This is a genomic window from Streptomyces sp. NPDC058045 (genome assembly GCF_042885635.1).
GTDB lineage: Bacteria > Actinomycetota > Actinomycetes > Streptomycetales > Streptomycetaceae > Streptomyces.
In genome coordinates, this window is record NZ_JBHVRR010000059.1 from 24850 (window position 1) to 31118 (window position 6269).

Genomic DNA, 6269 nt, shown 5'->3' on the forward strand with positions numbered 1-6269 from the left:
CGGTGACTTCTCCTCACCGCCGGTCCCGTCTGTTCGCCGCCTCGTCGGGCCTTGTCGTCCTGCTGCCCGTACTGGCGGGCTGCTCCTCCGATGACGGGAGTGCGGACACTGCGGTTCCCACTCCGGGACGGCAGACCGCGGCGCTCTGCCGGGACCTGGACCGGGCGCTTCCGGAGCGGGTCGACGGGCGGGACCGCCACGACCCCGAGCCGCGCTCCACGCTGACCGCGGGGTGGGGTGATCCGGCGATCATACTGCGCTGCGGAGTGCCCAGGCCCGAGGCGATGGACGCCGACGATTCGGTGGGCGGCGAAGTGAACGGCGTGGGCTGGCTGGTGGAGAAACAGGACGACGGCTCGCACCGCTTCACCACCGCGCTGCGCCGGGCCTATGTCGAGGTGACGCTGCCGAAGTCACTGGCGAAGGACGGCGCGGGCCCGCTCACCGACCTGGCCCCCGCGATCCGCAAGACCATCCCCAAGGGCGTCGCCGACTGAGTCGAAGGCCCCGGGGCGCGACCAACCGCCGCGCCCCGGGGCCGAGTTGACTCGGCGCTGAGTCGGCTCAGCGCAGTCCGGTGGAGCGGCGCAGCGCGGCCTGCACCAGCCGGTCCACCAGCTCCGGATAGTCCACACCGCTCTCCTGCCACATCCGCGGGTACATGGAGATGGGCGTGAAGCCGGGCAGGGTGTTGATCTCGTTGATGACGAAGCCGTCGTCGGTGAGGAAGAAGTCGGCCCGCACCAGGCCCTCGCAGGAGACGGCCTCGAAGGCGGCGACCGCGAGCCGCTGCACCTCGGCGGTCTCCTCGGCGGTCAGCGGCGCGGGCACCAGCCCGGCCGCCGAGTCGATGTACTTGGCCTCGAAGTCGTAGAAGTCGTGCGTCTGCACCGGCGGGATCTCGGCCGGCACACTGGCCCGCGGCCCGTCCTCGAACTCCAGCACCCCGCACTCGATCTCGCGCCCCCGCAGCAGCGACTCCACCAGGATCTTCGGGTCGTGGCGCTGCGCCTCGGCGATCGCCTCGTCGAGACCGGCGAAGGACTCGACCTTGGTGATGCCGAAGGACGAACCGGCCCGGGCCGGCTTCACGAACAGCGGCCAGCCGTGCTCCCCGGCGAAGTCCGCGATCCGGGCCCGCGCCCCCGCCTCGTCCCGCGCCCACTCACCGGGCCGGATCACCAGATACGGGCCGACGGGCAGCCCGAAGGAGGTGAACACCCGCTTCATGTACTCCTTGTCCTGCCCGACGGCCGAGGCGAGCACCCCGCTGCCCACATAGGGCGTACCGGACAGCTCCAGCAGCCCCTGGAGGGTGCCGTCCTCGCCGTAGGGGCCGTGCAGTACGGGGAAGACGACGTCGACCTCGCCGAGGACCTTCGGCACGGCGCCCGGTTCGGTGTGGACGACCTCGCGGTCGCCGGGGGCCAGCGGCAGCACCACACCGCCCTCGGCGGACTCGGCCAGCTCGGCGACGCTCGGCATCCGCCGGTCGGTGATGGCCATCTTGCCGGGCTCGTCGGCGGTCAGCGCCCAACGCCCGTCCGTGGTGATGCCGATGGGCAGCACGTCGTAGCGGCCGCGGTCGATGGCGCGCAGCACGGCACCGGCGGTGACGACCGAGATGCCGTGCTCCGAACTGCGGCCCCCGAAGACGACCGCGACACGCGGCTTGCGGCTCGCGGGGGACTCAGGGCTCTGGGGGGAGTTCTCGCTGTCCATATCGCGTCGAGAGTACCTTCTGGCACTGACCGCGTCAGCGCATGAGGGGCCGGTCGAGCGTCGCCGCCGGGGCCGCGGTGGCGCCCCGGGACGTCAGTGGCGCTCCGGTTTGGCGCTGCGCGACATCAGCTCCTTGACCGCCACCGCGGGTGGCTTGCCCTCGTGCACGATGCCGACGACGGTCTCCGTGATGGGCATGTCGACGCCGTGCCTGCGCGCCAGATCCAGCACGGACTCACAGGACTTGACGCCCTCCGCGGTCTGCCGGGTGACGGCGATGGTCTCCTGCAGCGTCATGCCCTTGCCGAGGTTGGTACCGAAGGTGTGGTTCCGCGACAGCGGCGAGGAGCAGGTGGCGACCAGATCCCCGAGGCCGGCGAGACCGGAGAACGTCATCGGGTCGGCGCCCATGGCCAGTCCGAGCCGGGTGGTCTCGGCGAGGCCCCGGGTGATCAGCGAGCCCTTGGAGTTGTCCCCGAGCCCCATCCCGTCCGCGATCCCCACGGCCAGCCCGATCACGTTCTTCACCGCACCGCCCAACTCGCAGCCGATCACATCGGTGTTGGTGTACGGGCGGAAGTACGGGGTGTGGCAGGCGGACTGGAGCCGCCGGGCCACGTCCTCGTCGGTACAGGCGACCACGGCCGCGGCCGGCATCCGGGCGGCGATCTCCCGCGCCAGATTCGGCCCGGTGACGACGGCGATACGGCTCTCCGGCACCCCGGTCACATCCCGCGCCACCTCGCTCATCCGCATCGCGGAGCCGAGTTCGACGCCCTTCATCAGGGAGACGAGGACAGTGTCGGGGGCGAGCAGTCCGCGCCAGTCGGCGAGGTTGGCGCGCAGTGTCTGGGAGGGCACGGCGAGCACGGTGAAGTCGGCGCCGGCCGCGGCCTCCGCGGCGTCGGTGGTGGCGCGCAGCGAGGCGGGCAGACGCACGCCGGGGAGGTAGTCCGGGTTGCTGCGGCCGGAGTTGACCGCTTCGGCCAGCTCGGGGCGGCGGCCCCAGAGGGTGACCTCGCAGCCCGCGTCGGCGAGCACCATCCCGAAGGCGGTGCCCCACGATCCGGTGCCGAAGACCGCGGCGCGCGGCGGGCGGTGGGCGGCTGCGCTCATGTGCCCGCCCCCGCTCCCGCGCCGGGGGCGGACGGGTCACCGGGGGCGTCCGGCACGCTGTCCGTGCCGTGTTCGGCGGCGGTGCGGCGGCGCTGCTCGATCCGGACGAGGCGCGGGTCGTAGCGGACGGCGGGCGCCTTCTCGCCGCGGATCACCTCCAGCTGGGCGGTGATGGCGGCCATGATGACCTCGGTGACCTCCTTGAGGACCTCCGGCGTCGCCTCCAGGTCGTAGAAGCACGAGAGATCGACCGGCGGCCCGGCCAGCACCCGGTGCGTCTTGCGCGGCCACAGCGACGGCTTCGTCGAGTACGGCGGCAGCAGGAGGTTGGCGCCCCACTGGGCGACGGGGATGACCGGGCAGCGGGTCTGCAAGGCGACGCGGGCGGCGCCCGTCTTGCCCGCCATGGGCCACAACTCCGGGTCGCGGGTGAGGGTGCCCTCCGGATAGAACGCGACGCACTCACCGCGCTCCACCGCCTCGATCGCGGCCCGGAACGCACTGAGCGCATCCGTGCTCTCGCGGTAGACGGGAATCTGACCGGTACCGCGCATCGCGGCGCCGATGAATCCCTTCTTGAATAGACCGTGCTTGGCGAGGAAACGCGGAACGCGCCCGGTGTTGTACTGAAAGTGGGCATAGGCGACGGGGTCGATGTGGGAATTATGATTCACCACGGTGATAAATCCGCCGTCGGCCGGAATGTTCTCCATTCCATGCCAGTCCCGCTTCAGCAAAGCCATCAGCGGCGGTTTGCAGAGGACTGCCGCAAGGCGGTACCAGAAGCCGATTCTGCGGCGGGACACACGTGCACCTTCCTCTAGTGGGCCCGGGATCGTGAGCGCTCAGCCGCTCGCCGAGCAGGGTGTGAGAGGCACAAGTCTCGCCCCGGGCCGCCGGTCTGTCGAGAACACCGTACGCCCGGCCTCCGACAGCCGCCCCGGCCCCGCGGCGCAGGTCACGGCGGGCGGCGCGGCCGGCGGGGGACAATGGACACCGGCCGACGAGACGGAGCGCCCGTGCAGTGGACCCTGCTGATCCCGCTGAAACCCCTGGTGCGGGCGAAGAGCAGACTCTCGGACACCGCGGGCGACGGCCTGCGGCCCGGTCTGGCGCTGGCGTTCGCCGCGGACACGGTGGCGGCGGCCACGGCCTGTTCCTCGGTCCGCGATGTGGTGGTCATCACCGACGACGCCCTCGCCGGGCGCGAACTGGGCGCCCTGGGCGCCACGATCATCCCCGACACACCCCGCCGCGGTCTCAACGCGGCGCTCTCGCACGGGGAGGCGGCCGTACGCGGCGAACGCCCCACGGCGGCCGTGGCCGCGCTCAACGCGGACCTCCCGGCACTGCGCACCGCGGAACTCGGCCGCGTACTGACCGCCGCCGCGTCCCCCCGCGCCTTCCTCGCAGACACCGCCGGCACCGGTACGACCCTGCTGGCGGCGGCCCCCGGCACCCCGCTGCGCCCCCTCTTCGGCGGCGCCTCCCGCCTCCGGCATCTGGCCTCGGGCGCGGTCGAACTCGCCCCGGACCAGGTGGAGTCGGTACGCCGGGACGTGGACACCGGCGCCGATCTGCGCGCCGCGCTGTCGCTGGGCGTGGGCCCGCGCACCGCCGCGGCCGCGGCCGGCCTCCTCATCCCCGACCGGTTCGTCCCCGACTGACCGCCGCCCGCCCGCGCTGTACGGCGCCGCTGTGCATAGGCTGCGGCCATGCAGGCCACCGCGTACACGTACGACCCCGAGACCCGCAGCGGCAGTGTGCTGCTTGACGACGGCACTCCGGTGCCCTTCGACGCGGCGGCGTTCGACGCGGGTGGGCTGCTGTTGCTGCGGCCCGGGCAGCGGGTGCGGATCGAGACCGCGGAGGACACCAACGGGCCGCGGATCACCCTCGTCACGCTGGCCACCCTCTGACGGGCGGCCGCGGACGCACCCCGGACATGCGGCGGGCCGGGCTCCACTCGGGAGTCCGGCCCGGCGCGGTGACGGCCCGCCGCAAGCCCTGAAGCTGAAGCCGCACACGGCTCCGGGAAAGACGCTCCGGGGAGGCGCCGTCTAGCGCTTGCGGGCGGTGGCCTTCTTCGCGGTGGTCTTGCGGGCGGTCGACTTCTTGGCCGGCGCCTTCTTCGCGGTGGCCTTCTTGGCCGGCGCGGTCTTCTTCGCGGTGGCCTTCTTGGTGGTGGTCTTCTTGGCCGCGGACTTCTTCGCCGCGGAGGCCTTGGTGGCGGTCTTCCTGGCGGTGGCCTTCTTCGCCGTGGCCTTCTTCGCGGCCGCCTTCTTGGCGACGGTCGTACGCGAAGTGGCCTTCTTGGCGGCGGCCTTCTTCGCGCCGGCCTTCTTGGCGACGGCCTTGGCGGTGGCCTTGGTGCCGCCGGTGAGGCTGCCCTTGGGCGCCTTCTTCACGGCGACCTCGCCGCCCCTGGGCAGCTTCTTCGAGCCGCTCACCAGGTCCTTGAAGCCCTGCCCGGCCCGGAAGCGGGGCACCGAGGTCTTCTTGACCCGCACCCGCTCACCGGTCTGCGGGTTACGGGCATAGCGGGCGGGGCGGTCGACCCTTTCGAACGACCCGAAACCGGTCACCGAGACCCGGTCCCCCGCGACAGTCGCGCGGACGATGGCGTCCAGGACGGCATCCACGGCGTCCGCCGCCTGCTGGCGTCCACCGACCTTGTCGGCAATCGCTTCTACGAGCTGCGCCTTGTTCACGTCTTCCCCTTCGGAGACATCGCCGGAACGAATGTGTTCAAGCTTTTTCGCACGTTAGGCAGATATATACCGCAAATCAAACACGAAACGGGCTAATCACCCTTGTGCCGCAACAGACTCGGGCCCGCCGGGCGTTCAACCGCCGTCAGGGAATCGGCCCTCGTCGAGGTCCGCGTTCAGTTGTGTCAGACGCCGCTCCGCGGCGGCCAGATCGTGTTTGGCCGCGGCCGTAATGACCAGCAGCTTCCGGGTCAGCGCCACCCGTACGCTCTCCGGGACTTGCAGTGCACGCACCTTGTCGTGCGCGACCTTGAGTTGGTCCGCGACTCGTTCGTAGAGCTCCAGTTGGTCGCCGCGATCCATGCACCGATTGTGCCATCTGGGGCGAGTTGTCGCCTCCGCAGGGGGCAACTGGCACTCTGTCCTGCAGTGATGAGGCTTCTTCGAGCACTGCCACCCCGCCCCTCCCAGACCTCTACGCCCTTCCCTGTCAAGGGAGTTGGGGGCCAGATTACCGCTCCGAACGCGCCATGCGACAGCGGCACGCGGATGGCGGAACGTGGGCCCGGACACACGCCGGCCCATAGCTCGGTACGCGGAAGTGGGCCCCCCCCGAGGGGGGGGGGGGGCCGGTGGTGCTGGCGCCCCCCCCCGTGTGGGGGGGGGGGGGCCCCCCCGCGCCGGGCGCCCGATGGCGCGCCGTTCAAGGATCAGGGTGGG

The 6269-nt window shown here is 71.8% G+C and carries 8 protein-coding genes; 3 read left to right on the forward strand and 5 right to left on the reverse strand.

Annotated features, from left to right (window positions below; genetic code table 11):
- Window positions 1–2 precede the first annotated feature (2 nt).
- Complete coding sequence (locus ACFVST_RS25635) at window positions 3–497, forward strand: DUF3515 domain-containing protein (protein WP_390155935.1); 495 nt, start codon at window positions 3–5, stop codon at window positions 495–497.
- Window positions 498–564: 67 nt separating this feature from the next.
- Here ACFVST_RS25635 and ACFVST_RS25640 read toward each other — a convergent pair whose 3' ends face one another.
- The 3 genes from ACFVST_RS25640 to ACFVST_RS25650 all read right to left on the reverse strand — a co-directional run bounded on the left by ACFVST_RS25640 (window position 565) and on the right by ACFVST_RS25650 (window position 3644).
- The gene (locus ACFVST_RS25640) at window positions 565–1722 is read right to left on the reverse strand and encodes a D-alanine--D-alanine ligase family protein (RefSeq protein WP_390155936.1); all 1158 of its coding nucleotides are present in this window, start codon (window positions 1720–1722) and stop codon (window positions 565–567) included.
- 93 nt (window positions 1723–1815) lie between these two features.
- On the reverse strand, window positions 1816–2838 hold the full coding sequence (locus ACFVST_RS25645) for an NAD(P)H-dependent glycerol-3-phosphate dehydrogenase (RefSeq protein ID WP_390155937.1): 1023 nt from the start codon (window positions 2836–2838) through the stop codon (window positions 1816–1818).
- Window positions 2835–3644, reverse strand: coding sequence for a lysophospholipid acyltransferase family protein (locus tag ACFVST_RS25650; protein ID WP_390155938.1), 810 nt, complete (start codon window positions 3642–3644; stop codon window positions 2835–2837). The genes ACFVST_RS25645 and ACFVST_RS25650 overlap by 4 nt, the downstream gene beginning before the upstream one ends.
- 213 nt (window positions 3645–3857) lie before the next feature.
- On the opposite strand from ACFVST_RS25650, the gene cofC reads away from it, so the two are divergent.
- Complete coding sequence (gene cofC, locus ACFVST_RS25655) at window positions 3858–4505, forward strand: 2-phospho-L-lactate guanylyltransferase (RefSeq protein ID WP_390155939.1); 648 nt, start codon at window positions 3858–3860, stop codon at window positions 4503–4505.
- Between the two features lie 48 nt (window positions 4506–4553).
- Window positions 4554–4757 (forward strand): cold-shock protein, encoded by a 204-nt coding sequence (locus tag ACFVST_RS25660; protein WP_390155940.1) that lies wholly within the window; start codon window positions 4554–4556, stop codon window positions 4755–4757.
- A 141-nt stretch (window positions 4758–4898) separates the two neighbouring features.
- Here ACFVST_RS25660 and ACFVST_RS25665 read toward each other — a convergent pair whose 3' ends face one another.
- Both ACFVST_RS25665 and ACFVST_RS25670 read right to left on the reverse strand, forming a co-directional pair.
- Window positions 4899–5549, reverse strand: a complete 651-nt coding sequence (locus tag ACFVST_RS25665) for an HU family DNA-binding protein (RefSeq protein ID WP_390155941.1) — start codon at window positions 5547–5549, stop codon at window positions 4899–4901.
- Between the two features lie 135 nt (window positions 5550–5684).
- Window positions 5685–5912, reverse strand: a complete 228-nt coding sequence (locus ACFVST_RS25670; RefSeq protein WP_390155942.1) for a hypothetical protein — start codon at window positions 5910–5912, stop codon at window positions 5685–5687.
- Window positions 5913–6269 lie beyond the last annotated feature (357 nt).

Excerpts from the sequence above, each read along its gene's own strand:
- ACFVST_RS25670 (WP_390155942.1), bottom strand. The coding sequence starts at position 5,912 with ATGGATCGCGGCGACCAACTGGAGCTCTACGAACGAGTCGCGGACCAA.
- ACFVST_RS25660 (WP_390155940.1), top strand. The coding sequence starts at position 4,554 with ATGCAGGCCACCGCGTACACGTACGACCCCGAGACCCGCAGCGGCAGT.
- ACFVST_RS25640 (WP_390155936.1), bottom strand. The coding sequence starts at position 1,722 with ATGGACAGCGAGAACTCCCCCCAGAGCCCTGAGTCCCCCGCGAGCCGC.
- ACFVST_RS25645 (WP_390155937.1), bottom strand. The coding sequence starts at position 2,838 with ATGAGCGCAGCCGCCCACCGCCCGCCGCGCGCCGCGGTCTTCGGCACC.